Here is a 24888-nt window from a genome sequence, read left to right on the forward strand (position 1 = left end):
CGCAACGTTGCGAGGAGTTGCGAGCTCAGCCGGCCTCGATGCGCTCGATCCGAGCGACCAGGCCGGCGCGCTTCGGCGAGCGCGCAGGCAGCATCTCGAGTGCGAGGCGCAGCGCCTCGGCATCCCCTTGTCCCTCCGGGATCTCTCCGTAGGCGAGCAGCACATCGAGACTGGCCTCCGACAGCATCGCCTCGCGCAGCGCCGCGCGCACGCCGTCGCGGAACTCCTCGACGCCGGGCGACACCGACTCGGGCAGCACCGGACCCCGGTATGACGTCAGCGCCACGCGATGCGCGCCGCGGTCGAGCAGGGACAGCACGTCGTGGGCATCGGTCTCGAGCGGCACCGGCAGGCGATACGGCCGCGAGTCGGGCACGAGGGTGGGAGCGTGCTTCTCGAGCACCTTGCGCAGACGCACCATCTCGGGCCGGAGCGTGTCGGGGGATCCTTCGTCTCCGTAGACCAGCTCGGCGAGGCGCTCGGCCGACAGGCCCTGCCTGTGCACGGCGAGCATCAGCAGGATCGCCGCGTGCCGAGCGCTGAGTTCGATCATCGACTCCTCGAGCTCCGTCTCGACCTCGAGTCGCGCCCGGTCGCGGCCCAGCACGTGCAGGGTCGCGCGGGTCGTGGGCTTGGCTCGCGAGGTGATCGTGGTCGTGCGTCGGGTGTCGCTGCGCGCGCGCAGCCGGGCGACGAGCATCTCGGATTCGACAGCGCGTGCGGTCGCGTCGACGAGAAGACGCGCCTGCGTCGAGACGGCGTCTTCGCCACCCGTGATATCGATCACGCCGAGCACTCGGCGGGTCTCGGGGTCGTGAACCGGAGCCGCCGTGCATGACCACGGATGCACGAGGCGGTTGTAATGCTCGGCTTCGCGGATCTGCACCGACTGCCCCAGGGTCAGCGCGGTTCCCGGAGCGGTGGTGCCGACGGCATCCTCCGCCCAGTTGGCGCCGGCGACGAAGCCCATCCCCTCCGTCAGCGAGCGCAGCTGACGGTCGCCTTCGATCCACAGCAGCCGCCCCGCGTGATCGCCCACGGCGATGACCACGCCCGAGTCGTCACTCTCGCCGGGCAGCAGAAGGGTGCGGATCATGTCCATCGCGGAGGCCAGCGGATGCGCGCGACGATAGGCCTCGAGCTCCTGGCTGTCGAGTTCGACCTGCGGCGCTCCCTCAGGACCCACGCGGCCACGCCACGAGCGCACCCAGGATTCGCGCACGAGGGGACGCACCTGCATCAGCCTCTGGTCATCGAGGTTGCCGGCGATGAGCTCTTCGTGCGCGCGCTCTATGAGCAACCGGGACACCCCGGGGGATCCTGCGCGCGACTCCTGCCACGACCCGACCACGGCCTCTCCCATCGTCGCCGGCGGAACGTGGTCTCAGCATACGAGCCGGATGCCGCGCATGACAGTCCCTCTGTGCGCGCCGTGGCAGGTGTCGACGCGCCGCAGATGAACACCACGCACACTACTGCGCACTGCGTGGTAGTGTGCAGTGCATCGAAGGAGGTCGGATGGACACCACCCAACTGCTCAAGGGCGTGCTCGACGTCGCCGTGCTCGCCGTGCTGCGTGCCGAAGACGGCTACGGGTACGACATCGTGCGCAGACTCCGCGATGCGGGGCTCGGCGATGTCGGCGATGCCTCGGTCTATGGAACCCTGCGTCGTCTGTATGCCGCAGGCAGTCTGTCGAGCTACGTGGTTCCGTCTGACGGCGGACCGCACCGCAAGTACTACGCGATCAACACCCAGGGCCGCGCGGCGCTGGAATCTCAGACCGTCACCTGGCTGGACTTCGCCGGCGCGATGTCTTCGCTGCTCACCACCGACGCCGCCGGGCCCACTCCGATCGGAGAGAACCGATGAACGACACCGCAGTCTCGATCGACGAGCAGATCCGCTCCTTCGCCCTCGCTGTGCGCGAGCATCTCGACGATCTGCCGGCCGATGAGCTCGACGAGATCGTCGGGGGCCTCACGGCAGACCTCGCCGATCAGGCCGCAGACAACGACGGCGTGCTCGACGTCGGAGACCCTGCGGTGTACGCGGAAGAGCTGCGATCGGCAGCGGGCCTTCCTCCGCGGTCCGAAGCGCGACGGCGCGTACGGCTCGGTGCGCGGCTGACTGCCTGGCGCACGCGCACGGCAGCGAGCATCCGTCGCAGTCCCTTCGGGGCGTGGCTTCTCGATCTGCTGCTCGTGCTGCGCCCGGTGTGGTGGGTGCTGCGCGGGTACGGACTCTACGTCGTCGTGCTGTTCTTCGTGCAGTTCGGCCAGGGTCGTCTCGATCACTGGATGGTGCCGGACACCCTGATCGAATGGGCCATCGTCGCGGTGTTCGCGATCGTGAGTGTGCAGTGGGGTCGCGGGCAGTGGCTGCCGCAGAACGCCCTGCGTCACATCCGCACGGTGGCGAGCATCGTGGCGCTCATCGCCCTCTTCGGGGCTCTGCCCGCCTCCTTCACGCCTCGCGTCGAATACGTCGGCGACGAGTACGGCCTGCAGAGCGGCCTGCGCCTCGACGGGGTGCAGATCAACAACATCTTCGCGTTCGACGCCGAGGGCAATCCGGTCGATCAGGTGCAGCTCTTCACCGGCAAAGGCACCCCGATCGATCTCTACGGTCAGAACGGCGCGCAGACAGTGCTGACATCCGACGGGCAGATCGTCGAGTCCGAGAACGGCGGCGACCAGCAGTTCGGGATGCAGGACGACGGTCTGCGGGCGACGATTCCTGGCGATGACTACCGCGGCCGCCCCGTCTGGAACGTGTATCCGCTCGACGAGGCCGATCTCGACCCCTTCTCGCTGATGCCGGAGCTCGAGACGATCAAGCGCCCCCAGCCTCCGTTCCAGAAGGCTCCGAGCGTCACCGCGGCTCCCCCGACGCCCTCGCCGACGCCGTCACCTGACGACGGAACCGCTCCGGCGCCGACCGAGACTCCCGCCCCGTGAGCACCAGGGAGGAGAGGATCATCTCGATCGACATCACACACCTCGTGCGAGAGGCTCTCGGTCAATCCGCAGAGCCAGACGCGTCGGTCGGTCGGAGCAGTCCCGCCACGAGTGCGTCGATAGCGTCATCCGTCGACGAATCCGGGTCGATCGGCGTGGTCAGGCGGTCGAGCAGCAGCCCGTCGATCGCGTAGTGGAACAGAGCGATCTCCCGTCGACCGCCGGGTAGCCCCGCCCCTGTGTTGAACGCGACGTCCGCCTCGAAACCGGCCCGCTGCCACGCCCCGAGCACGGCGGCCACCTCGGGGCGGCGCGCGGCCTCGAGGCGCAGTTCGAACAGGGCGATGGTGACGTCGCGATCGGTCGTCAGCCGTCGGACGATGTCACGCACATAGTCGGCGAACAGCGCCAGCCCGGGCTGCTCCCCCTCCCGTCGACGCAGATCCTCATCGGTGGGCGCCAGACGTTCGCCGATGCGCTCGACGAGACCCTCGATCAGGGCCTGCCTGCTGCGGAAGTAGTTCGACGTGGTGCCGGTCGGAACAGCGGCAGCGGCGTCGACCGCGCGATGCGTGAGTCCACGCGACCCTTCCTGTGCGAGCACGCTCAGGCCCGCATCCGCGATGTGCCGTCGCCGGGAGTCATTCTTCGCCATGGTCACACCCTAGCGCGATCACTACGCCTGTTGTATGTTAACTGCGACACATGTAGTGAATGGAGAGATGATGCGAGAACTCGTCTATTACGTCGCCGTCACGCTCGACGGGTACATCGCCGGTCCACACGGCGAGTACGACGGCTTCTTGATGGAAGGCGACCACATGGAGGCGATCAACCGGCGCTACGCCGCGACGATCCCGACCGACCTCGCGGCCTCCCTCGGTCTCGCGCAGGACACCTCGATGTTCGACACGGTGTTGATGGGCTGGAACACGTACGCGATCGGCGGACTGCCGAGTCCCTATCGGCACCTGCGCCAGTTCGTCTTCAGCCGCACGCACACGGCCGTCGGCGACAACCTCGAGGTCACCTCCGATGACCCGGTGGCGGTGGTGCGCGACCTGAAGCAGGAGGAGGGTCCCGCGATATGGCTGTGCGGCGGCGGAGCTCTCGCCGCGACGCTCGCCGACGAGATCGACCGGCTCGTGCTCAAGCGACAGCCAGTACTGTTCGGATCCGGCATCCCGCTGTTCGGCGATCGCGCCTATCGTCCGCAGCGCTTCGACCTCATCGAGGCGACGACCTATGAGTCAGGCGTCGCATTCGCGGAGTTCGCCCGCCCACCGAAGTGAACGACACGCGAATGTGGTCGATCTACGACCACATGCATGCCGAGATCACGGATGGATGCCCGGAAACCGTGTTCTGGGCAGCCATCCGTGATCCGAGCAGCCATCCGGACCGCGAGAGAGCACCGGGACGGGGCGGCGCCAAGGCTCAGCCCCGGGCGGCCCACCACTCGCGCAGGCGCTGCTCGGCGGCATCCGGGCCGATGACGCCCTCGTCGAGACGCAGCTCGAGCAGGAACCGGTACGCCTCGCCGACCTCGCGACCGGGCGCGATGCCGAGGATCGCCTGGATCTGGTTTCCGTCGAGCTCAGGGCGGATGCTGTCGAGCTCCTCCTGCTCGCGCAGCGTCGCGATGCGCGATTCGATGTCGTCGTAGGCCCCGGCGAGGCGGGAGGCCTTGCGCTTGTTGCGCGTGGTGACATCGGCGCGAGTGAGGATGTGCAGGCGCTCGAGCTGGTCGCCCGCGTCGCGCACGTAACGACGCACCGCTGCATCCGTCCACGCACCCTCGGCGTACCCGAAGAACCGCAGGTGCAGCTCGATGAGCTTCGACACAGAGTCCGTTGTCTCGGTGTCGAAGCGCAGAGCCTGCAGACGCTTGCGTGCCATGCGCGACCCGACCACGTCGTGGTGATGGAACGTCACCGCTCCACCGTCTTCGAGCTTGCGGGTACGGGGCTTGCCGATGTCGTGCAGCAGCGACGCGATGCGCAGCGCCACGTCAGGGGCTGCGCCGGGGTGACGCGCGTGCTCGAGCTCGATCGCCTGGCTGAGCACCGTGAGCGAGTGCTCGTAGACGTCTTTGTGGTGGTGATGCTCGTCGACCTCGAGACGGAGCGCGCTCACCTCGGGAAGGAACTCCTCGATCAGGCCCGTGTCCACCAGCACGCGGATGCCGCGCACGGGGTCGTCCGTCTGCATCAGTCGCACCAGCTCTGACTGGATGCGCTCGGGGCTCACGATCTCGAGCGTCCCGCGAAGCTGCGTGATCGCGTCGGTCGTCGCCTCATCGATGCGGAAACCGAGCTGGGCGCTGAAACGTGCGGCGCGCAGCATGCGCAGAGGGTCGTCACCGAACGACACCTGCGGATCCGCCGGTGTGCGCAGGACTCGGCCGACGAGGTCTTCGACTCCCCCGGTCGGATCGACCAGCTTCACGTCGGGCACGAGCAGCGCCATCGCGTTGACCGTGAAGTCACGGCGATGCAGGTCGGCGTCGATCGTGTCGCCGAACTCGACGGTCGGCTTGCGGGTCACGCCGTCGTAGCTGTCGGCGCGGTAGGTCGTGATCTCGACCTGCTCGCCCTGCACCCGCGCACCGATTGTGCCGAACGCGCGACCGATGTCCCACCGCGCGGTCGAGATCGGCGTGACGATGCGGAGGATGTCGTCGGGCCGCGCGTTCGTCGTGAAATCGAGGTCGTGGGTCGGGCGCCCGAGCAGCGCGTCGCGCACCGGACCGCCGACGACGGCGAGGTCGAACCCGGCGGCGGAGAACGCCTCACCGAGGGTGCGGACGACCGGATTCTCGGCGAGCGCGCCGAGGCGGGTGAGGCCGTCGGCCATGTTGAGCATGGGTTCCAGCGTACCGGGGTGAGCGTGATCCTCGGCTGGCCGGGGGTGCCGCCTCGGGCGTGCCGGTCCTAGGATCGGCTCCATGACCGACGACACGTCCTCCCCGAGAACCGACCGCAGGGGGTTCCTGAAGATGGGTGGGGCAGCCCTCGCAGGTGCCGTGGTCGGTGGCGCCGGTGGGGCGGCGATCGGTGCGAGCATCGCGAATCAGAGAAGCGGCTTCGCCTCCGAACCCGATCCGTTCGCCGCGCTGACTCCACGCAGCGAGCCCGGCTTCGACCACCTCGTCGTGGTGATGGGCGAGAACCGCTCATTCGACAACCTGCTCGGGTATCTGTACTCGAAAGCGACACTGCCTGCGGGCGAGAAGTTCGAGGGTCTCGCGTTCGGCACGCACAGCAACACCGCATCCGACGGCACGGTCGTCGACGCCCACGTCTACACGGGCGACACCGACCGCATCATGAGCCTGCCCGACCCGGATCCCGGCGAAGAGTACCCGCACGTCAACACGCAGATCTTCGGCACGGTCGACCCCAAGGACAACGCCGACCTGTTCGTCGATCAGATGACCGCACCCTTCAACGCCCCGACGCACGGCGAGAAGGCCACGATGTCAGGGTTCCTCGACGACTACATCATCAACTTCCGCCGCCTCCGCAAGGGCGTCGAGCCGAAGCCCGAAGAAGCCGCGCACATCATGGGCTCGTTCTCGCCCGAGATGCTGCCCGTGCTGTCGACGCTCGCCTCGGAATTCGCGGTGTTCGACCACTGGTACGCCGGTGTTCCCTCGCAGACCTTCTGCAATCGGTCGTTCTTCCACGCGTCCACGTCGCACGGCTTCGTCACGAATCAGGCGGGTGGCGGGTACCGCAAGTGGCTCGACGCTCCCGCAGCCCCGACGGTGTTCAACCGGCTGGAAGACGAGAAGGTCACCTGGAAGGTCTATATCGACAAGCTCCAGCTGGTGTCATTCACCGGGATGCTGCATGCAGCCGTGCTCGAGAAGTACTGGCGCACCGAGCACTTCGGCACGATGGAGGACTTCTACTCCGACGCCGCGAACGGCACCCTCCCGGCCTACGCGTTCATCGAGCCGCGCATGGTGTACGACCACAACGATTTCCACCCGCCGTTCGGATCACCGCGTGAGAGCGAGGTCGACGGTGAAGCGGTCTACGACAGCGCGATCTCCGACGTCCGTGCCGGCGACCGGCTCATCCACGACATCTATGAAGCGGTGCGCACGAGCGCATCGCCGAAGGGGTCGAATGCGGTCAACACCCTGCTGCTCATCACTTTCGACGAACACGGCGGATGCTACGACCACGTGCCGCCGCCCGCGGCGACGAAACCCACGAAAGGCACCGAGGCGGGAGAGATGGGTTTCACCTTCGACCGTCTCGGCTGCCGCGTGCCGGCGATCGCGGTCTCGGCGTACACGAAGCGCGGCACGATCGTGCACGACGAGATGCACCACGGATCGGTGACCGCGACGCTGTCGCGCCTGCACGGCCTGAAGCCGCTCAACGACCGCGATCAGTCGGCCAACACGCTGTTCACCGCCGTCAACCTCGATCAGCCGCGGCATCCCGCCGATTGGCCGGTCACCACCCCGGCGTACACGCCCCCGAACCCCGAGAGCGCCGAGCCGAAGCCCGGCGACCCCGCCGAGATGAAGCCGCTGACCCCGCCCGCCCGCGGATTGCTCGGTCTGCTGATCGCCAAGTACGGAAAGCCCGGCGAACCCGAACCGCAGACCTTCGCCGACGCCTACCGCCTGCTGCACGAGCACGGCGAGGAGCTGTTCGGCCCGCCCGGATGAGGCTGATCACCGGGGCTGTCAGAGGTCGAGGAAAGCAGTCGGTCACTCACCGTGATCGAGAACCCCCGCGGCTTCGCCCGGGACATGCCCGTGATGTGCGAGGGGTTCCGCGTCATCCACCCCCGCTGACGGGGCGCACGATCACTCGCGTTCCGACTCCCCGGTTCCGCGGTTCGTGCGGCGGCGCGAGAAGGCGAACAGTCCCGCTCCGAGAACCAGCACGCCGGCACCGATCGCGCCCCAGATGACGGTCTCGGGGCCGAGACCCGTCGCCGGCAACGCTCCGTTCCCGGCACCCGGAGGAGTCGCGGGGCCGGCCGACGGGTCGGTCGGAGGGACCGTCGGTGTCGGAGTCGCCACCGACTCTGCAGCCAACGTGAAGTCTTGATCGATGAACGCCTCACCGGCAGCCGTGATCACCACGGTGCGCGCGGATGAACCCACGACCACGCTTCCTGACGGCACGGTGATCGTGATCGTGTAGGTGCCCGGAGGCAGTCCACCGAGGCCGTAGTTGCCTTCGGCATCCGTCGTGAGCAGCAGGGATCCGTCCGGACCGTCGATCGCGATGCCGACCCCGCCGACCGGTGCGCCGCCATCGGTCTCGACGGTGCCGTCGATCGCGCCGGGCCGAGCGAGCGCGAAGTCGATGTCTGCCTCGACATCGCCCGTGACGTTCTGCACGACCGATGTCGGGCCTGTCGCGATGTATCCCTCAGGAACGGTGATCGAGATCGTGTACTCGCCCGTCGGGATGCGCGGGAACGTGTAGACACCGTCGGCGTCGGTCACGGCGGTGACGGGAGGAACGTCAGGATTCTCGGCCGTCACGATCACCCCGGGGAGTCCTTGACCACCGGTCTGCACCGACCCGGTCAGGGTCGGGTTCTCGATGAGCACGAAGTCGGGGACGACGATCGGCTCCTCGCTGTTCTCAGGCACCACCACCGGTGCCACCGGGAGGTCGATCGAGAAGCCGGGCGGCGGCGTGACGACGACCGTGCGCTCGCCCGCCGGCACCTCGTCGAACCCGTACGCGCCGTCTTCGTCTGTGGTCGTCTCGCCCACTCCGGCGATCTCGACCACCACACCCGGAACGGGCAGGCCCTCGTCGTCGACGACTCGGCCGGACACTTCAGCCGCGACGATGTCGCGCACGGTGAAGTCGGCGACACCGTCTGCCTCCGAGAGATCGACCTCGATCTCGGCGGCACCCACCGCCGCCTTGCCGTCGGGAGTGGTCACTCGCACCGTGTATCCAGCACTGGCCACGAAGCCCGGGAATCCGTACGAGCCATCGGCTGCGGTCGTGGTCGTCCCGACGACGATGCCGTTCGCGTCGACCAGGGTCAACTCCACCCCCTCGAGCGGGCCCGCGGTCTGATCGACGACCGATCCGGTGATGTCTCGCGCGATCGACGCGAACCACGTCTGGTACACCGGGAAGCCGCCCCGCCGGATGAAGACGAAAGAGAGGCTGCTGATCGGCGCCGCAGGCTCGAACCATGCGGCGGATCCGCTCGTGTCCAGTGCTCCCGCGTTGCCGGTAAGGGTCAAGGTGCTGGGGTCCCACCCCGGGAAGTCGCCCGCGTTTCCCGTGCACGAGGGCTTTCCGACGATTCCGGGAGCGCAGTAGTTGAACCCGCCACGGAATCCGATCTGCTCAGCGGTCAGGGCCTCCCCGTTCGGACCGATGGCCTCGATGCGCACGGCATCCGCGTCGATGTCGCCGAGCACGAAGGTCCATCCCGCTGTCGGTGTCGGCGTGTCGAACGAGTAGGTGGTCGTCGACGGGCTCGTGGCGTTATCGGCTTTGGGACGCAGGTTGACGTACGGCTGGTCACGACTGCTGCCGTACTTGGCGCCGACCGGGGTTCCCTCCGCGAGCCAGGTGCTGGCACCCGAGATCACACCGACACCGCCTGCGCGCGAATCGCTCGATACGGATGCCGTGATGGCCGGGTTCGCGGCGATCTGCACACTCCCGGAGTAGGCGCCGGCGCCGCCTGTGAACGGCTGCCAGCTCGCCCATGCCGTCGTTGTGGCCGCCGCCGCGGGTATGGCACCCACCAACACTGCGAACACGATGACTGCTGTCAGAACTCCGGTTCTCTGCACACGCACGCGGTCAGAGTATCGGCATACTGCGTTGGAGGCGAGGGTGGGTTGCCGAAAGCACGTCGCCGAGGTGTGGTCCTCTCGAAGCGCGGTGCTTACTCGGTCTCGGCCTCGAACCAGCTCCTGAAGACCTCCGCCGTGATCGCCGCAAGCTCGTCCAGCTCGCCGATCGGCACCGCGGTGGTCTTCGGCCCGATGGCCCACCCGTCGGTGTACCCCTTGGCCAGGTGCACGGCTGCACCCAGGTGCTTCAGCGCGAGGGCCGTCTTCCATCTGCCCAGTTCGCGCCCGCTGACACCGGGCACGCGCGTGCTGATCCGGTACTTCGACTCCTCGCCGCTGAGCACCGCTCGGTGCAGGGTTCGCAAGTGCTCTATCCACCCGGGCACCGCGTCCGTCGATTCCGGGTCGAAATAGTTCTCTTCATCCTCCGGAACCGATATCCCGAAGTGAGTTGTGAACCGCACGTCTTCAGTGCGATCCGGCATACGACGGCCTGCGACCTCGAGTTGTCCGCGGATCGTACGTGCATCTGCCAGCATCGGCGATTCGAAGATGAGCGAGGGCATCCCGCTGCCTCCGCGGGCCGTCCGGATGCTCCATCCCTCCAACCCGTCAAACCGCAACGAGTTGAGCCGCGCCTCGACGGCGACTTTCAGCAGGCGGATCGAGGCGATGTCCTGAGGACCGATGCGAGAGTCGGGGAAGCAGCGCAATGTCTCCGTCCAGGAGATGACATCCACGGATGGGAACTCCGATGCGAGCCACCCCGGCACGCTGTCGAGGTCGGCCACCAGCACGAAGAGGTGATCCATCACCGCGGCCTCACGCCGCACCTGCTCGGGCGTGATCTCATGGTCGAACTTGGCTTCGATCCCCACCACTCGGGTTCCACCGACGCCGTCGTCGAACTCGAGCTGCACGTCGATGTTCTCGCTGGCTTCGCACGAGATACCGACCAGTTCCCCGAAACTTCGCGTACCACTGCGGTCCAGAAGCAGGCGCACGAGATCGGCGTGGTGATGACGGATCTCAGCGGCAAGTGCCCGAGTGACCATCGGCTCGGTCGTGTAGATCGGCGAGTTGAACATGGTTCGAGAATGCTGCGCAATCGAGGAGACTGCGCCTCACAAGCTCGCGGGTTCGCTGTTTCCGCACAGATCTGAACAGGGGCAGGACGTTCGATACCCTGAGCTTCGGCCCGCGACAGCGGCATGCCTATCGTCACAGGAGGGGGACGCGTTGGATCAGAACGGATCCGCAGCTGCAGAGCTGCCCGACTCTCTGGATCGAATCGCTCTCGATCTGCAGGATCTGCGGGAGAAAGCCGGGCCTGTCTCTTACGCAGAACTGGTGCGTCGCATCACGGAGCTCCGCGTGGAGCGCGGCGTGCGCGCCGCGGCCGCCATGCCCGCGCGTTCGACGGTATACAACGCCTTCCGCACAGCCCGCTCTCGTATGGACCCCGACCTGCTGCGCGACATCGTGATGGCGTTGGAAGGTGACAGCGATGTCGCTGAAGCGTGGGTGCAACGCTACAGGGATGCGCGCCGAGGAGCAGCGCCCCGTCCGCGTCCTGAACTGTCTGATTCGTCCATGCCGCCATCCCCCGCCGCCAGCCGTCTTCGCGTGCCGCTCATGATCGGCATCCTGTTCGCGTGCGTGATCGTCAACCTGGTGGGGTTGTCTGCGACAGCTCTCTTCGACCTGTCTCTGTATCTCGACATGATCGGCACCGCGATCGCCGCATTCGCTTTCGGCCCGTGGTACGGCGTGGCTGTGGCAGCGTCGTCGAGCGGCCTCGGTTTCGTGACGGGAGATGTGCACACGGTCGATTTCATGGCGGTCAATGTCGTCGGTGCCCTCGTCTGGGGCTACGGCCTCCGCCGGTTCCAGATGGGCACGACTCTGGGGCGGTTCACATCACTGAACCTTCTCACCGCGCTCGCATGCTCGATCGTGGCCGCGCCTCTCGTCGCGATGTTCTTCCACGGAGGCGCAGGACACGCATCCGAACGCTCGATGCTGGCTCTCGAGGCGATGCATCTCCCCTTCATCGCCTCGGTCTTCTCCGCGAACATCGTGACATCGGCGACCGACAAGCTGCTCACGGGATTCCTAGCTCTGATCGTGTTGACCCTGCTCCATCGCACGTCAGGAGTTCCCGTCCGGCACATGCCCCTCGTTGAGAAGCTCGCGGCCCTCCGCGCCAGCGCACAACCCGCCACGGCCTCCATGGGCTCCGCGCTGTGATCCGGACGATCATTCGGGGGATCTGACCCTCGCTCGTGCGATCGGCTGTTCCGAACTGTTCGAAAACCGCCGATCTCGACTTCCTGGTGATCTCCGCCACCTACCGTGGCGGAGGAGAAGGAAGACTGCCTTCTCGGTGAGATGACGAGAGGACCGAGCCGGTGGATCCGTGGAGCCTCATTCATGCTGCCGAGCGGTGCGGGGTAGCTCGGATGTCTCGATGACCAGGGTGCTCCGATTCGTCAAGGTCGCTCTCATGCTCGGTTGGCGCACCCTTCTCCTCAGCGCGCTTCTCTTCACGATGGCTCCCAGCTGGAACGGCTACGGCGCTCTGATCCTAGGAGTTCCGGTTCTGGGTTCGGCCCTGCTGGTCTTCGTTCTGGGGCGGACTCTGCTGGTGTTCCCGCTCGTCAAGCTCATCGGACGCTCGAATCCCTGTCCCACCGAGGAGGAGCTCGATCGGCTGCGCGAGAGCGCCCGCACTAGAGCAATCGAGCTTTCGACCGAGCAGAGACTCAAGAACCCGATCGTGCGCGATCCGAGCTCCCTCTTCGATCGGAGACACCGTGACTCGCCCCTGCCCAAAGCCGATCTCGATGCCGACCAGCTGGCGGAGCTGCGCGTGGCCTTCGCAGAGATCTTCGCGGCTCTCTTCAGCACGATGGAGGCAGACCGGCGGCGTGCTCTTCACGAACGCGAGATCGAGGCGGGACAGAACTACATCCGCCTGCTCGACGTGCGCACGCAGCATCGAGACAGGCTCTATCACGACGCCGCCGCCACGACCAGCCGGCGGATCGAGGCGCGATTCGGAGTAGCGCAAGAAGGGTGGTTCTCCTTTCGCGACGAGGCGCTCGCTTCGCACCGTGACGAACGCGACCGACAGAGGAGGAGCTCGGCGCGCCGCCCGGAGGACGTGCGGAGCGCCGCTGAACGCCGAGCGATCTTCGATGCCTACCGCGACTTCACTCGATCGCGCCTGTCGGCGTCCACCCTTCCGCAGCAGAAACGTCTCGACGCCTACATCGCCAAGGCCCTGACCGGCCGGGGGTCGGTCTCCTGGTTGCGATCCGATCCCCTGAGCGACACCGGCGTCACCGAGGTCGAACTGCAGGCAGAAGAACTGGTCCGAGTGATAGAGACCAAGCGGCGTTCGGCGAGCATCGAACAGATCGGCTCGCTCCTCTCCGATTATGAGATCGACAGGCTCGACTCGATGTCCGACGGGTGGAGGTTCCTGCGCGACCTCCACGAGATGCAGCCCATGACGCCCGAGACGGCTCACATCCTCGCTCTGGATGCTCTGGCGGAGCAGTTCCGGCTGGTGGATTCCACAGCGGCGGAGCAGATCATCTCCCGCTTCAAGTATTGACTCCCCGCCCGTCGATCGGAATCGCTCCCATGCTTCTCCTGCAGTTCGCCAAGCTCAGCTGGATGTTCCTCTGGCGACTCCTGCTGATCTCGTTCCTCACGCGCATGGATCTCAACGTCGGAGTCATAGCGGCGATCTCCCTCGGGGCGGCGGCTTCGCTGGTGTTCGGGCTGAACAGGACAGTCATCGCATGGCCTCTGCTCCGAGGAATCTTCAGACGTACTTCCGTCATCATTCCGGCTTCTCCGACGGGGCGCGGTCTCTTCGCCCGAGCGCGCGACATGAGCAGCGCATCGTCGGGTGGCCACGTCGTCGCCGACGCGCTCGTGAGTTCCGAGACCCGAGCATGGCTCGAGATCCTCGACACCCGCGAGGTGATCGAACGCGCAAGTGCCGAGGGCACCGTCACCGGGTATGAGCCGCGCACGCTGCGGGCTCTCCCCGTTCCACGCGGGCCTTTCATGGTCGGTGTGCCGGGTGAGGGCCTCCGCTCTGCGAAGGGACTCGGCGATCAGCAAGTCAGAGCCGGAGTGAAAGGGGAAGAGAACTTCGCCAAGGCTCTTGCGCTCTTCGGGCTTCTCGACAGGTTCCAGACGATCTGGTCGATGCGCGTCATGGATGCAGAAGAGCTGAAGATCGCTCGCTACGCCGCAGACATCGACTGCGTCATCCCGACCGCAGTCGGTCTGTTACTCATAGATCTCAAGCTGTACACGTCGGGGGCGGTCCGCTATCGCAGCGGTGATCGCCTGCTCTATGTCGAGGACATCGCCACAGGAGATCTCGTCGGAGAACCCGTACCGCTGTCACCCAACATGAGAGATGCTGCACAGGCAATCCGAAACCATTTCCCGGAGATCGCAGTCGTGCCCATCGTCGTATTCATGCCATCGGACCGAGGACAGGGCCAACTCATCGATGTCCACTGGCCCGGTGCCGTTCCTGCCCGATCCATCACGGATTTCCTGAGTTGGTTGGCTACCCTCTCTGCCCCCGATCCCACCCACCCGGTAGCGCGCGCAGCCGACCGTCTGATCCGGCTCCCGTGACTGCCCGCGAGGGAGCAGTGCCCACTCACACGGGGTCGCCCTGCACCGGTCCCTCCGTGTTCGGCTTCCAGCCCAGTTCCGGCGCCACGTACTTCGCGAACGACTCCAGAACGTGCAGGTTGTACTCGGGTCCCAATTGGTTCGGAATCGTCAGCATGAGGGTGTCCGCAGCCATGACGGCTTCGTCGTCGAGAAGTTGCCTGACGAGCACATCGGGTTCGGCGGCGTACGTCTTGCCGAAGGTCGAGCGGAAGCCGTCGATGATGCCGATCTGGTCTCCGTTCTCTTCGCTCCGCAGACCGAAGTAGGCGCGGTCCATGTCGGAGACGAGTGGGAAGACGCTACGGCTGACCGACACCCGGGGCGTGCCGGTGTGCCCGGCATCCTTGTAGGCCGCTCGGTAGAGGTCGATCTGCTCACGCTGCAACTGGTGGAAGGGAACGCCCGTCGCCTCGGTGAGCAGAGTGGAACTCATCATGTTGAGTCCCTTGCGTCCGGTCTCCTCGGCGGTCGATCGTGACCCGGAACCCCACCAGACGTGGTCGCGCAGGGTCGGCGACTGCGGCTCGATGGCGAGGTAGCGTCCGGCGCCCACCATCCTGGGGTCGCCCGGGGCGATGCCCTCGCCGTCGATCGCGCGCAGGAAGAGATCGAACTTCTCCCTCGCGATCACGCCGCCGCGCTCAGGATCCTCCTCGTCGTGGAAGCCGAAGGTCTCGTATCCGCGCAGCGCCGTCTCGGGTGACCCGCGGCTCACACCGAGCGCGATGCGTCCGTCGGCGATCAGATCGAGGGCCGCTGCCTCCTCCGCGAACTGGAACGGGTTCTCGTATCGCATGTCGATCACACCCGTGCCGACCTCGATGCGCTTCGTGCGTGCAGCCATGGCCGAGAGCAGTGGCATCGGCGAGGCTGCCTGGCGGGCCCAGTGATGCACGCGCACGTATGCGCCGTTGACGCCGATCTCGTCGGCCCCTTCAGCGATCTCGATGGTCTGCTTCAGCATGTCGCCGGCGGTGCGGGTCGCCGATCCGTTGACGTCGGCATAGTGACCGAAAGAGAGGAATCCGAAAGCCTTCATGGTGTATTCGAACGCATGGATGCCGTCGGCTATTCCGCCGGCGCGAGCAGTCCGTCCACGATGAGCTGGCGAATGCGCGGTTCGAGGCTCCCCCACAGGTCTGCGAAAGGGACCTCGAACAGGTCGGCGAGAGCCGCAGCGATCTGCATCACGGTCAGCTCGCCGTCGCACGCACCCACGAAGGCGGCGAGCGCTGGATCGACCGTGATCGTGCGGGCGAAGCCACCGCCCTGGCGCAACTCGATGATGCTCGGGTCGTCGTTGCCGGGCAGAAGATGTCTGGCTTCGGTGATATCGGCCGCCGTGATGAGCGTGCCAGGCAGGCCATGAGCGAGAACGTCGTGCGCCGACAGGCCTGCGCGCAGCGCCGCGCCGACGTTCGACACGGGCTGGGTCAGCCGTTCGATCCGGCGAAGGGGGGCCGACCCGGCTGTCTCCTGCGGCGGACGCCGCACCAGGATGTATCCGAATCCGACCGCGGTGACGCCTCGGGCGTCGAAATCGTCGAGCCAGGCGGTGAGCAGCGGCGTGAAAGCGGCGTCTCGCGGCGTGGTGCCGCCGTCACGGATCCAGAGCTCTGCATAACCGAGAGGCGACAGCTCCTCGCGCTGCACGACCCACAGGTCGAGGTCGGCGGGCACCCACGACGAGAGTCGATCGAGGCCGGCCCGCCCCTCGAGCGCCGCCTGCCCACCGCGCGACTCCCAGTTTCCGAGCAGCTGGGCAGCTCCCCCGGGTGCGAGGAACTCGGGGACGTCACGCAAGAACTGCTCGACGAGGGCATCACCGACGAGCCCACCGTCTCGGTACTCGTATTCGGGCACCCCGTCGACGCGTGGGGTGATCACGAAAGGCGGATTCGACACGATCAGATCGAACGCCTCGCCGGCGACCGGCTCGAACATGCTGCCCAGGCGGAAGTCGATGTTCGAGACTCCGTTGAGCTGCGCGTTGAGCTCCGCGTAGGCGAGAGCGCGCGCCGAGATGTCGGTCGCGACGACGGTGCCCGCGTGCCGCGCGACGAGCAACGCCTGGATTCCGCATCCGGTGCCGAGGTCGAGAGCCCGCCCGACCTCGACCGGCATGATGATCTCGGCCAGGGTGCGCGAGGCGCCACCGACGCCGAGCACGTGATCGGCGGGTAGAGCGCCCTCGAGCGCCACCTCGTCGAGGTCGCTCGCGATCCACCATTCGCCGATCCCCTCGGCATCGACGAACGACTGCGGGCGCAGCAGAGCCACCGGCACCACAGAGTCGCCATGGAGCCGAGCGAGACCCAGGGCCACGAGGCCCGGCACTCCGAGTCGCGGCAGCGAGGCAGCGACGAGGTCGGCCGGCTGCGGCATTCCGATGACCAGCAGCCGACCGAGGGTCGCCAGCACACCGTGATCATCGGCGACCGCACGCAGGATCGGCTCGCGCATGCCTCGAGCGAGGGCATCGTCCGCCTCGTCGCCCCAGAGTCGCCGGAGCGGTTCGGAGCGGAGGTCCGCCGCATCGAGATCGGCGGCGAGCGCCGCGCTGAGGATCGGGTCGGGTCGGGGTGCGGGGGTGTCGGACACGGCCGTCACTCTACGCGCCTTCAGCGTTCTCTCGCGGCCGCACGCCTAGAATCACAAGGTCAGCACTCACGAGCAGCCTGCACATCCGGCGTTCGAGGAAGACTTCCATGACCGCGACCACCCACGACAACGGCCTCCGCGCGCGCCTGCATCGCCTGGCACGCGGTTCCGTCGTCCTCGCGATCGCTCTCGCCTCGTGCGGCGTCGCCGCGACCAGCGCCTCCGCGGCCACTGACCCCGACGACGAGGGCACCGTCGAACTCCATGTCTCGGCGGGAGTGCACGGCACCGTCGCCCCCGGCAGTGCGACCACCGCCGCCCTGACGGTGCAGAACGATTCGACGGCGCGGCTGTCATCGGGTCGGGTCGTGCTCGAGGTCAGCCGCACGCCTCTCACGGATGACGCCGCTGTCGACTCGTGGCTCTCCGATGAGACGGCCGCAGGCTCGTTCGATGAGATCGGCGCCGACACCACGTCGCCGGTGGATCCCGACGGCACCGTGACCGCGAGCCTTTTCGTCCCGCCCGAAGCCCTCGCCGATCTGGCTCCCGGCGTGTATCCGCTGCGCGCGAGTCTCACGGGTGCGCAGAGCGAGGGTGCGGATGCTGTCACCTCGACCTCCGTGCTCATCGTCACCGACGTCGCCGCCTCGCCCGTGGCGGTCCTGGTGCCCATCACCGCCACTCCCGCGGGCGGCGCCCTGCTCACGACCGAGGAGCTCACGGCCCTCACGTCTGACGACGGCGACCTCACCGCGGTGCTCGAAGGCGTCTCAGGCACCTCCGCGATCCTCGCGATCGATCCGTCGATCCCGGCAGCCATCAGGGGTCTCGGCTCGTCTGCGCCCGAGAGTGCACGCGACTGGCTCCAGCAGCTCGAGGAGCTTCCCAACGAGCGGTTCGCCCTGCAGTTCGGCGATGCGGATGCACAGGCACAGGCGCAGGCCGGCATGCCGGAGCTCCTCGAGCCGACGACGCTGTCACCGTTCCTCACCGCGAGCAACTTCACCGCCGCTCCCCCGGTCTCGGGCTCGCCCGATCCTGCGGTGACCCCGGACGACACGGCGAGTCCGAGTCCTGCGCCCTCCGACGGACCGGTGCTGCCGACCGACGAAGAGCTGACCACGATCGACAAGGCGGCTCCTGGCATCCTCTGGCCGCGCAGCGACGTCTCGACCGACAACCTCGCGACCTTCTCGACCTACCTCGACGGAGAGTCCACGACCGTCCTCTCCTCGACGTCACTCGCCACCGATGTGGGAGCGCGGGCCTCGGTCGACGGTCACAGCATCCTGGTCACCGCTGCCGCCGTGTCAGAGGCTCTCTCCGACGCCGCCGCCGAAGCAGATCAGGCCGCACGGCAGCGTTCACTCGCCGAAGCGAACGCACACCTCTACATGGCTGGCCACTCCAATGGGTTCGCTCCGCTGCTCGTCGCGCTCGACCGTGACGAGAACCGATCCGACGAGGGGCTCGCCGAGAGCATCACCGCCGTCGACTCGCCCGGCTTCGGTCTCGGTGCCCTCGAGGCGACACCCGCCGCGCCGACGACCCTGACGAGCACGGCCGACGAGTCGCGTGCCGCCTCGCTGCGCACCATGCTCGACAGCGAGCCCGCTCTCACTCAGTTCGCCACGATCCTCGACGACCCTCAGCTGCTGCTGAGCCCGAAGCGCATCCAGATCATGCGGGCGACCGGGGTGGGTCTCAGCGACAACGCCTTCGCCAAGGGCGTCGCCGCCGTGCACGGGGCGACGCAAGACACCCTCGACGCGGTCGACATCCCACCCGCGAGCACCATCCAGCTCCTCTCCGCGAACGCGGATCTGCCGTTCTCAGTGCGGAACGACCTGCCGTGGCCCGTCAACATCGTTCTCTCGGTGTATCCGAGCGATGCCCGTCTCGATGTCGAGCCGGTCACCCCCTGGGTCGTTCAGGCGGGCACCACGGCGCGCGTCAAGGTGCCCGTGTCGGCCCGCGTGGGCAGCGGCGAAGTGAGTCTGCGCCTCGAGCTCTCCAGCCCCACCGGCGTGCCGATCAGCCAGCCCGAGACCGTGCGCGTCGCGGTGCGCGCCGAGTGGGAGACGATCGGCCTCGCCGTGTTCGGCGGCCTCATCGTGCTGCTGCTCGGCCTCGGCATCATCCGCACCGTGACCCGCAAGCGACGTGAGGCCGCCGCGGCCTCCGACGCCGACGCCGAGCCCGAGACGGATGCCGAGGCACCCGCCACCCCGCGCAAGGAGTCGCATGAGTAGTCTCGGGCGCGCCAGCGCACTCATCGGTGCCGGAACGCTCATCTCCCGCGTCACGGGGCTGCTGCGTACCATCGTCCTCGTCGGCGTGATCGGCTCGGTCGGAGCGGGCGCGGCCGACGCGTTCGCGATCGCGAACCAGCTGCCCAACAACGTCTTCTCGCTGATCTCGGTCGGTGTGCTGACCGCGGTCATCATCCCTCAGATCATCAAGGCCGCAGCCGACGCCGACGGCGGCAACGCATTCATCTCCAAGCTCTTCACCCTCGGCACGGTCGTCCTCGTGGTCATCACGGGTGCGGCGACCGTCGCCTCGCCCTGGCTGGTGAGTCTGTATGCGGGCTCCGAGGGGTCTCCGGAGTTCCTCGCCCTCGCCACGGCGTTCGCCTACTGGTGCATGCCGCAGATCCTCTTCTACGGCCTCTACGCCCTGCTCGGCGAATCGTTGAACGCCCGCCGCATCTTCGGTCCCTTCACGTGGGCGCCCGTGGTCAACAACATCGTCTCGATCATCGGCTTCCTGATCGTCGGCGCTCTCTTCGGCGGCCCGCTCACACGGGTGTCCGACTGGACTCCCGAGATGATCGCAGCGCTGGCGGGCACGGCGACTCTCGGGATCGTGATCCAGGCGGCGATCCTGCTTCTCTTCTGGCGTCGCACCGGACTCGCCCTGCGACCGGACTTCCGGTGGCGAGGAGTGGGTCTCGGCAACGTCGGCAAGCTCGCCGGATGGACCTTCCTCATGGCGTTGGCGAGCCTCATCGCGGGACTCGTGCAGACGCAGATCCTGACCGCGGCGTCCGAGGTCGGCGCTTCTGTCGCGACGTTCCAGTACGCGTGGCTGATCTTCATGCTGCCCTACTCGGTCATCGTGCTGTCGATCGGCACCCCGTACTTCACACAGATCAGCGAGCACGCGGCCGCCGGTCGCGACGCCGAGGTCCGCTCCGACATCGCGCAGAGCATCCGCACGCTGCTGTTCTTCATCGCGGCCGCCGTCGCTGCGGTCGCGGCCGCGGCGATCCCCGCGTCGCGCGTGTTCACGAACTCCGCGTCCGACGCGGTCGAGGCCGCCCTCGTGCTGGTCTGCTTCCTGGTCTGTCTGGTGCCGCTGACGATCCTGTTCATCGTGCAGCGCACCTTCTATGCCTACGGCGACACTCGCACCCCGTTCTGGTTCACGCTCTTCCAGAGTGTGCTCGTCGTGATCAGCGCCCTCGTCGCTCAGTGGCTGCTCGCCGCCGATGTCATCGCGATCACCTCGCTCGCGGCCACGATCGCGCTCGGTCAATCGATCGCCAGCACCATCCAGACCGTCGTCGCTGTCTGGTTGCTGCACCGCAAGGTCGGCGGGTTGAAGATCGGCACGTGGATGTCCGCCGTGCTGCGCTTCGCCCTCGCCGCCGTCCCCGCCGGATTCGCCGGCTGGGGTGTCTTCGTGCTGCTGGGGGGTGCGGACGGGTGGACGACGGCCGACAAGATCCAGGGTGCCGTCGGAACCTGCATCATCGGCGTCGCCGTGGTGATCGTGTATGTCGCGATCCTCGCCCTGCTGCGAGCTCCGGAGCTCAAGGCTGCGGGCTCGATGCTGCGCAGATTCCTGCCCGGTCGGTGACGACCCTGGTGCGGGAATTCCCCACGGTTACCATTGGTTGAAGCACTCGAACGCCGCAGGGATTCTCGGCGTCACCCCGATCACGGAGAGCACATGCGTCAGGTCATCATCATCGGCTCCGGCCCCGCCGGATTCACCGCCGCCATCTACGCGGCGCGCGCGAACCTCAAGCCGCTGCTCATCGCGAGCTCGGTCGAGGTCGGCGGAGAGCTGATGAACACCACCGAGGTCGAGAACTACCCGGGCTTCCCCGAGGGCATCCAGGGTCCCGAGCTCATGGCGAAGTTCCAGGAGCAGGCCGAGAAGTTCGGCACCGAGGTCGTCTACGACGACGTCACCGAGCTCGACCTGGCCGGACCCGTCAAGACGGTCACGCTCGGCAGCGGTGCAGTGCACGAGACGCGCGCCCTGATCTACGCGACGGGTTCCGCGTACCGCAAGCTCGGCATCGAGGGCGAAGAGCGCCTCTCGGGATACGGCGTCTCGTGGTGTGCCACATGCGACGGCTTCTTCTTCCGCGAGAAGACGATCGCCGTCGTCGGTGGCGGTGACTCGGCGATGGAAGAGGCGACGTTCCTCACGCGCTTCGCCGACAAGGTCTACGTCATCCACCGCAAGGACACCCTGCGGGCCTCGAAGATCATGCAGGAGCGTGCGTTCGCGAACGAGAAGATCGAGTTCGTGTGGAACAGCGAGGTCGCTGAGATCCTCGGTGGCGACGCGGTGACCGGCGTGCAGCTGCGCAACACGGTCGACGGCACCCTGAGCGATCTGTCCCTCGACGGTCTGTTCATCGCCATCGGCAACGACCCGCGCACGCACCTGGTCCACGAGAAGCTCGACCTGACGGCCGAGGGAACGATCTGGGTCGACGGCCGCTCGTCGAAGACCTCTCAGCCCGGCGTCTTCGCGGCCGGAGACGTGATCGACCCCACCTACCGTCAGGCCATCACGGCTGCCGCCTCCGGAACGGTCGCCGCGCTGGATGCCGAGCACTTCCTCGCGGATTTCGATGACGCCTCGGTCGAGTTCCCCGCCGCTGAGGCCGCCGAGATCATCGTCGGCTGACGTCCGGGAACACATTCCACCCGTCCGCTGTTATAGCAGGCGAACCTCGAACAAGGAGAAACTCTGATGAGTGCAAAGGCTACGAGCCAGGCGACCTGGGAGCAGGACGTTCTGCAGGCCGAAGGTCCCGTCCTCGTGGACTTCTGGGCCGAGTGGTGCGGACCGTGTCGTATGGTCGCCCCGGTGCTGGACCAGATCCAGGCCGACAACCCCGACAAGATCACCATCCTCAAGCTGAACGTCGATGAGAACCCGCAGCTGGCGATGCAGTACCAGATCACCTCGATCCCCGCGATGAAGGTGTTCCAGGGCGGTGAGGTCAAGACGACCATCATCGGCGCGAAGCCGAAGCCGGCCCTCGAGAAGGACCTCGCCGCGTTCATCGGCTGATCACGCAGTTCTCAGGGCCGTCACCCCTCGGGGTGGCGGCCCTTTCTGCATTCCACCGCCGAACCCGCGGTCCCCACTGCGTTCCCGCTCAGGCTTTGTCCGACACGGCGACAGACGGGAGCCCGCGTGCCGCCCTCGCGCGATCGACGATCTCCTGGATCACTGCGGTCTTCGCGGCGTTGTACGCCGAACAGCCGTGTGCGGCAGCGACCACCGCAGCGCGTTTGGCACGGGCGTAGAGGTCGGCGTCTTCCGGATTCTCCCGCAGCCAGTCCCTCAGGATCCGCTGGTTCACGGCATCCCATTCCGCCGCGGTGAAGAAGTGAGCGATCGCCGTGCGGATGCCGCCAGCCTCGCGAATCATCACCGGATGCGTGCGCACTGCACTTCCGCGCATCCACCCCGCCGCCTCCAGCGAGGCACGGTGATCGTCGAAGTCGTCCAGGTCGCTGATCCTGATGGCGACGTCGATGATCGGTTTCGCCGCCAAGCCCGGGATCGCCGTCGATCCGATGTGCTCGATCACCCAGTCAGCGTCTCCGGCTTCGTGGAGCTGTGCCGCGATGCTCCGGTACTCCCGCGGCCACGAAGGGTCGTAGTCGACGAGCATCGGGGAGGCCTTCGTCAGGACGCGTCTGCGACGGAGGGGTCCCAGCGCCTGTGACGCTGCTTCTCGTCCAGAAGCCCCCAGACGGCCGGTGTGAGCTCGGGATACTCCAGCGCGATCTGACGCAGCACCCGGTAGTGTCGCGCCGCGTTCGGACGCACACCGTCATTCGCGGTGATGTTGTCGGCTCGCAGCAGATAGACGACCAGCTCGTCGACGCTCGGCAGCTCCTCCATGAACTCCCACGGGTCTTCTCCGCTGAGAAGACGCTCCTGGATGAGCACGGCGAGCTCGTCCGACGCTTCGGCTCGCAGCACTTCGAGGCTGGCGCGGCGTGGAACGGACTCGGTCATGCTTCCAGCCTACGTCGCCTTGCGGGTACCCCGGCGCTCCACCTTCAGTTCGTCGGACATCTCCTCGAGTTCTCTTCCCTTGGTCTCCGGAACCTTGAAGTACACGAAGAAGAACGACACCAGAGCGAAGAACGCGTAGAAACCGTAGGCGAAGGTGAGCCCGATCTCCGCGAAGAACGGGAACGTGGTCGAGATGAAGAAGTTCGCCACCCATTGCGCTGCCGCTGCGACGGCGAGCGCTCCGGCACGGATCGAGTTCGGGAAGATCTCGCCCAGAAGCACCCACACGAGCGGACCCCATGTGGCTCCGAAGAAGACCACGAATCCGTTGGCGCAGATCAGAGCGATCGTGGCCCACGGGTCAGGCAGTGTCGCCGTGCCTTCGGCATTCAGCTCGCCGAACGAGAAGGCCACGGCCATCAGCCCCAGGGTGACGGTCATGCCCACCGAGCCGACCAGCAGCATGATGCGACGCCCGACCTTGTCGACGAGCAGGATCGCGATGATCGTCACGACGATGTTCGTCACAGAGGTGATCACCGACGTGAGCAGCGCGCTCGACTCGTCGAAGCCCACCGACTGCCACAGCGTCGTCGAGTAATAGAAGATGACGTTGATGCCGACGAACTGCTGGAACACCGAGAGCAGGATGCCGACCCAGACGATGGGCTTGAGACCCAGCCGGCTCCCCCGCAGGTCGCTCAGCGACTCCTTGCGTTCGGTGTCGATCGTGCTGGTGATCTCCTTGATCTTCGCGTCGACGTCGACCGCACCGGTGACGGTCTCGAGCACTTCCGACGCCCGCTTCAGATCGCCCTTGCGCACGAGATAGCGAGGAGATTCCGGGAGTCGGAGTGACATGATGCCGTAGACGAGCGCAGGCACAGCCTCGACGATGAACATCCAGCGCCAGGCCGTGAGACCCCACAGAGGCTGGTCGGCGGCGCCGGCGAGGTTCGCCAGCCACGCGTCCGACAGCAGCGCCGCGAAGATACCTGTCACGATCGCGAGTTGTTGCAGGGAGCCGAGTCGCCCGCGGATCTTGGCGGGCGAGACCTCGGCGATATAGGCAGGAGCGATGACCGATGCCGCGCCGACGCCGAGTCCGCCGACGACGCGCCAGATGATCAGGTCGACCACGCTGAATGCGAGGCCCGATCCGATTGCGGAGATGAAGAACATGACCGCCGCGAAGACCATGACCGGAATCCGCCCGCGTTTGTTCGCGATCGGACCCGCGAACCATGCGCCGACGGCACAGCCGATCAGAGCCGACGAGACGGCGAAGCCTTTGAGGCCGACACCCAGATCGAAGCCTGAGACGTCACCGGCCAGAGCATCGACCGCGCCGTTGATCACCGCCGTATCGAAGCCGAAGAGGAAGCCTCCGAGTGCGGCGGCGATACTGACCGCGATCACTTTTCGCTGAAAACCCGCTGCCGACTGTGGCGTGGTCATGATTCCCCCTCATCGTGGTGACCCCGTGAGTCTAGGGGAATACTGGTGTTCTAGGGGGTG

Annotated in this window: 21 protein-coding genes; 11 read left to right on the plus strand and 10 right to left on the minus strand. The window is 66.9% G+C overall.

Annotated features, from left to right (window positions below):
• Positions 1-25: 25 nt before the first annotated feature.
• Complete coding sequence (locus AC3WS6_RS02050; protein WP_492499411.1) at positions 26-1363, minus strand: AfsR/SARP family transcriptional regulator; 1338 nt, start codon at positions 1361-1363, stop codon at positions 26-28.
• 155 nt (positions 1364-1518) lie between these two features.
• On the opposite strand from AC3WS6_RS02050, the gene AC3WS6_RS02055 reads away from it, so the two are divergent.
• Both AC3WS6_RS02055 and AC3WS6_RS02060 read left to right on the plus strand, forming a co-directional pair.
• Complete coding sequence (locus AC3WS6_RS02055; protein ID WP_492499412.1) at positions 1519-1872, plus strand: PadR family transcriptional regulator; 354 nt, start codon at positions 1519-1521, stop codon at positions 1870-1872.
• The gene (locus AC3WS6_RS02060) at positions 1869-2960 is read left to right on the plus strand and encodes a DUF1700 domain-containing protein (protein ID WP_492499413.1); all 1092 of its coding nucleotides are present in this window, start codon (positions 1869-1871) and stop codon (positions 2958-2960) included. The genes AC3WS6_RS02055 and AC3WS6_RS02060 overlap by 4 nt, the downstream gene beginning before the upstream one ends.
• 61 nt (positions 2961-3021) lie before the next feature.
• Here AC3WS6_RS02060 and AC3WS6_RS02065 read toward each other — a convergent pair whose 3' ends face one another.
• Positions 3022-3615 (minus strand): TetR/AcrR family transcriptional regulator, encoded by a 594-nt coding sequence (locus tag AC3WS6_RS02065; RefSeq protein WP_492499414.1) that lies wholly within the window; start codon positions 3613-3615, stop codon positions 3022-3024.
• A 67-nt stretch (positions 3616-3682) separates the two neighbouring features.
• Between AC3WS6_RS02065 and AC3WS6_RS02070 the strand changes: the two genes are divergently transcribed.
• Positions 3683-4252: a dihydrofolate reductase family protein gene (locus tag AC3WS6_RS02070; RefSeq protein ID WP_492499415.1), complete on the plus strand. Its 570-nt coding sequence runs from the start codon at positions 3683-3685 to the stop codon at positions 4250-4252.
• 145 nt (positions 4253-4397) lie between these two features.
• Here AC3WS6_RS02070 and AC3WS6_RS02075 read toward each other — a convergent pair whose 3' ends face one another.
• Complete coding sequence (locus AC3WS6_RS02075) at positions 4398-5825, minus strand: CCA tRNA nucleotidyltransferase (RefSeq protein WP_492499416.1); 1428 nt, start codon at positions 5823-5825, stop codon at positions 4398-4400.
• Positions 5826-5907: 82 nt separating this feature from the next.
• Here AC3WS6_RS02075 and AC3WS6_RS02080 point away from each other — a divergent pair, with 82 nt between their 5' ends.
• A complete protein-coding gene (locus AC3WS6_RS02080) occupies positions 5908-7650 on the plus strand; it encodes an alkaline phosphatase family protein (RefSeq protein ID WP_492499417.1) in 1743 nt (580 codons plus the stop codon).
• 141 nt (positions 7651-7791) lie between these two features.
• Here AC3WS6_RS02080 and AC3WS6_RS02085 read toward each other — a convergent pair whose 3' ends face one another.
• Both AC3WS6_RS02085 and AC3WS6_RS02090 read right to left on the minus strand, forming a co-directional pair.
• Positions 7792-9774, minus strand: coding sequence for an MSCRAMM family protein (locus tag AC3WS6_RS02085; RefSeq protein ID WP_492499418.1), 1983 nt, complete (start codon positions 9772-9774; stop codon positions 7792-7794).
• An 89-nt stretch (positions 9775-9863) separates the two neighbouring features.
• Positions 9864-10859, minus strand: coding sequence for a hypothetical protein (locus AC3WS6_RS02090; protein WP_492499419.1), 996 nt, complete (start codon positions 10857-10859; stop codon positions 9864-9866).
• A 151-nt stretch (positions 10860-11010) separates the two neighbouring features.
• On the opposite strand from AC3WS6_RS02090, the gene AC3WS6_RS02095 reads away from it, so the two are divergent.
• The 3 genes from AC3WS6_RS02095 (at position 11011) to AC3WS6_RS02105 (ending at position 14442) form a co-directional block, all read left to right on the plus strand.
• Positions 11011-12021, plus strand: coding sequence for a hypothetical protein (locus tag AC3WS6_RS02095; RefSeq protein ID WP_492499420.1), 1011 nt, complete (start codon positions 11011-11013; stop codon positions 12019-12021).
• A gap of 220 nt (positions 12022-12241) precedes the next feature.
• Positions 12242-13393, plus strand: a complete 1152-nt coding sequence (locus AC3WS6_RS02100; protein ID WP_492499421.1) for a hypothetical protein — start codon at positions 12242-12244, stop codon at positions 13391-13393.
• A 29-nt stretch (positions 13394-13422) separates the two neighbouring features.
• Positions 13423-14442, plus strand: a complete 1020-nt coding sequence (locus tag AC3WS6_RS02105; protein WP_492499422.1) for a hypothetical protein — start codon at positions 13423-13425, stop codon at positions 14440-14442.
• Between the two features lie 25 nt (positions 14443-14467).
• On the opposite strand, the gene AC3WS6_RS02110 is transcribed toward AC3WS6_RS02105, so the two are convergent.
• Together AC3WS6_RS02110 and AC3WS6_RS02115 are read right to left on the minus strand one after the other, a co-directional pair.
• The gene (locus AC3WS6_RS02110; protein WP_492499423.1) at positions 14468-15523 is read right to left on the minus strand and encodes an LLM class flavin-dependent oxidoreductase; all 1056 of its coding nucleotides are present in this window, start codon (positions 15521-15523) and stop codon (positions 14468-14470) included.
• Positions 15524-15552: 29 nt separating this feature from the next.
• Positions 15553-17094, minus strand: coding sequence for a class I SAM-dependent methyltransferase (locus tag AC3WS6_RS02115; RefSeq protein WP_492499424.1), 1542 nt, complete (start codon positions 17092-17094; stop codon positions 15553-15555).
• Positions 17095-17192: 98 nt separating this feature from the next.
• Here AC3WS6_RS02115 and AC3WS6_RS02120 point away from each other — a divergent pair, with 98 nt between their 5' ends.
• The 4 genes from AC3WS6_RS02120 to trxA all read left to right on the plus strand — a co-directional run bounded on the left by AC3WS6_RS02120 (position 17193) and on the right by trxA (position 22410).
• Positions 17193-19340 (plus strand): DUF6049 family protein, encoded by a 2148-nt coding sequence (locus AC3WS6_RS02120; protein WP_492499425.1) that lies wholly within the window; start codon positions 17193-17195, stop codon positions 19338-19340.
• On the plus strand, positions 19333-20952 hold the full coding sequence (murJ, locus tag AC3WS6_RS02125) for a murein biosynthesis integral membrane protein MurJ (RefSeq protein WP_492499426.1): 1620 nt from the start codon (positions 19333-19335) through the stop codon (positions 20950-20952). The genes AC3WS6_RS02120 and murJ overlap by 8 nt, the downstream gene beginning before the upstream one ends.
• Before the next feature lie 93 nt (positions 20953-21045).
• Positions 21046-22020, plus strand: a complete 975-nt coding sequence (trxB, locus tag AC3WS6_RS02130; protein WP_492499427.1) for a thioredoxin-disulfide reductase — start codon at positions 21046-21048, stop codon at positions 22018-22020.
• Positions 22021-22086: 66 nt separating this feature from the next.
• The gene (gene trxA, locus AC3WS6_RS02135; RefSeq protein WP_201470557.1) at positions 22087-22410 is read left to right on the plus strand and encodes a thioredoxin; all 324 of its coding nucleotides are present in this window, start codon (positions 22087-22089) and stop codon (positions 22408-22410) included.
• An 88-nt stretch (positions 22411-22498) separates the two neighbouring features.
• Here trxA and AC3WS6_RS02140 read toward each other — a convergent pair whose 3' ends face one another.
• From AC3WS6_RS02140 to AC3WS6_RS02150, 3 genes are read right to left on the minus strand one after another with little or no spacing between them, the layout of a single operon-like run.
• Complete coding sequence (locus AC3WS6_RS02140; protein WP_492499428.1) at positions 22499-23020, minus strand: GrpB family protein; 522 nt, start codon at positions 23018-23020, stop codon at positions 22499-22501.
• A 14-nt stretch (positions 23021-23034) separates the two neighbouring features.
• On the minus strand, positions 23035-23370 hold the full coding sequence (locus AC3WS6_RS02145; protein ID WP_042541545.1) for a hypothetical protein: 336 nt from the start codon (positions 23368-23370) through the stop codon (positions 23035-23037).
• A 9-nt stretch (positions 23371-23379) separates the two neighbouring features.
• Positions 23380-24828 (minus strand): sugar porter family MFS transporter, encoded by a 1449-nt coding sequence (locus AC3WS6_RS02150; protein WP_492499429.1) that lies wholly within the window; start codon positions 24826-24828, stop codon positions 23380-23382.
• Between the last annotated feature and the right edge of the window lie 60 nt (positions 24829-24888).

The sequence above is a fragment of the Microbacterium sp. EB106-03-03-XG65 genome, from assembly GCF_058791955.1.